This window comes from Streptomyces beijiangensis (assembly GCF_017315755.1).
Taxonomy (GTDB): domain Bacteria; phylum Actinomycetota; class Actinomycetes; order Streptomycetales; family Streptomycetaceae; genus Streptomyces; species Streptomyces beijiangensis.
Genome location: NZ_JAFLRJ010000764.1, coordinates 1 through 810 on the forward strand (window position 1 = coordinate 1; position 810 = coordinate 810).

The 810-nt window shown below is 71.7% G+C and carries 1 protein-coding gene; it reads right to left on the bottom strand.

What is annotated here, in order from left to right; genetic code table 11:
* Positions 1-810: resuscitation-promoting factor (locus tag J0695_RS38930; protein WP_206969585.1), on the bottom strand; the 810-nt coding region annotated here is incomplete at both ends.

The following is an 810-nucleotide window of genomic DNA, read 5'->3' on the forward strand; positions in this document are numbered from 1 at the left end:
TGCCGACCTTCACCACCTGCTTCTCGGGCTCGCGCACCACCTCCTCGGCGATCTTCTTCGGCTTCTGCTTGACGCCGTTGACGGTGCGCAGGGCGTACGTGACCTTGCGCATGCCCTCCTTGCCCTGCTCGGCCACCACCTCGGTGCCCGCGAACACCGTGGAGTCCGAGGACTTCTCGGTGGCGAAGGGGATGGGCTCCTCGCGGACCTCCCTGGTCCCGGTGATCCGCATGACGGTGATCGTCTGGCCGTCGCGCGGGAAGCTGTCCGCGGGCACCGAGGTGGTGTCCTGGTCGTGGAGGGTGATCCCGGCCTCGTCGACGGCCTCGCGGACGGTCGCCGCGTTCGTGCGGATGGTGCGCTCGCGGCCGTCGGCCATGAACGTGACACTGCGCTCGGTCCGTACGTCCAGGGACAGACCGTGCCGGGCGATCGCGGAGGAGCGCGAGGCGGAGAGATACGCGCCGTCCGCGCGCACCCCGAACTGGCGCAGCGCGGCGTCGACCGTGCGCGCGGTCGTCCAGACCTGGCGGCGCTGCCCGTCGATGGTCAGGGCGACGGGGCGGCCGTGGCGGATCTCGATCTCGTCGCCGCTGGCCAGGGTCGTGCCGGGGGCCGGGGAGACCTGGTCGTGCTCGCCCGTGGCGACGCCCTCTTCGGCGAGGAGTTCCTCGACGTCGCCGGCGAAGGTGTGCAGGGTGCGCGAGGTGCCGTCGACGTCGATCCGTACGGCCTTGTCATTGGCGACGAAGGCGGTGGTGCCACCCGCCAGGAACGCCACGACCAGGGCCTGCGGGACGAGGCGGCGCA